Below are 1,096 nucleotides of genomic sequence, written 5' to 3' on the forward strand. Positions count from 1 at the left end.
GTCCATCCCTAACTCAATAGCCGGGTGTTGCACTCAGCCTCTGAAACCGCCAGGATTACCCTGTATAGGAATTATTGAAATTCCTATACATGGACTCACCAATCTTCTGGACGCTCGGCGTGCTGATGAAGGATGCGGTAGATCAGGATCCTATCCCCCTTCAGTGTGTAGACCGCTCGATAGGGGAATTTTGAAAAGATCAGTTCCCGGCAATCCGGTACATCTGATGCCTTTCCCAGTTGCGGGAATGTCTCCAACCGAGACATGGCTTCCAAAATCTGGAAAACAACCTCCTCAGCTTTTACAGCGCCTCGACGAGGCTCGTAATGCTCATAGATTCCGTCGAGGTCACTGTCCGCCTTGCTGGTTAATGCGATTTTCGGCACGGGCTACCCACTTAGCCTTCACGGCATCCAAGTCGACTAGGTTGCCCGCCTCTGCATCCGCAATACCTTCAGCTACAGCTCGAAAATGCCAGGACTCTGACTCTACGTAGCGTGCGAGGGCACGCTTGAGATGGTACTGACGATCCCGATCAGTTGCTTCAGCCAGCTGGTCGAGCTGGCTGATCAGCTCCGATTCCACGCGAAAAGACAGGACAGGCGAGGCCATATTAAACGCTCCGATCGATTTTGTATACGTTGTTTACTTATATAAACTGCGTATACGTTAATCGTAAATTACGATTCCGTCAATAAGGTCCTATGCATCTGAGGCGCAGTTCTTCGCTACCCACCGCGTTATCAGTCGTAATTCCCATAAAGGGGTCGGTTCCGGCTGGGGGCGAAACGACACCTTAAGCCGTTTCGCGATGCCTGCGCACGATGTCAGTGATGGTGTTTTTGCTGATACCCAGATATCGGGCGATCTAGCATCCAGGTGTGTGCAGGGTGAACGTCAGCTCGTCAGACGGAAATTCCGGCGGTTTGTGATTAGAGCCCCAGAGCAGTGAAATGAAGAGCTTGATGTGCCGCCCGAGCTCCTGGCGCATATCTTTACCGGTGGGCTGGGCGCACGTATTTCTGACTGGCGAATATCTCTGGCCCAACGGCGAAAAGCTTAGGTGTAACGACCTGCAATCGAAATGGCCTCGACC

Annotated in this window: 2 protein-coding genes and 1 pseudogene; all 3 read right to left on the bottom strand. The window is 52.3% G+C overall.

The features are described from left to right. Positions 1-95: 95 nt before the first annotated feature. The 3 genes and pseudogenes from DW49_RS1000000131115 to DW49_RS1000000134105 all read right to left on the bottom strand — a co-directional run bounded on the left by DW49_RS1000000131115 (position 96) and on the right by DW49_RS1000000134105 (position 991). Positions 96-386, bottom strand: a complete 291-nt coding sequence (locus DW49_RS1000000131115) for a type II toxin-antitoxin system RelE/ParE family toxin (RefSeq protein WP_081591740.1) — start codon at positions 384-386, stop codon at positions 96-98. Further along, positions 349-612 (bottom strand): CopG family ribbon-helix-helix protein, encoded by a 264-nt coding sequence (locus tag DW49_RS0124150; protein WP_024421039.1) that lies wholly within the window; start codon positions 610-612, stop codon positions 349-351. Before DW49_RS0124150 ends, DW49_RS1000000131115 begins: the two co-directional genes overlap by 38 nt. A gap of 184 nt (positions 613-796) precedes the next feature. Continuing rightward, positions 797-991: pseudogene (locus tag DW49_RS1000000134105) on the bottom strand (hypothetical protein). Between the last annotated feature and the right edge of the window lie 105 nt (positions 992-1,096).

The organism is Pseudomonas avellanae BPIC 631 (assembly GCF_000444135.1).
GTDB lineage: Bacteria > Pseudomonadota > Gammaproteobacteria > Pseudomonadales > Pseudomonadaceae > Aquipseudomonas > Aquipseudomonas avellanae.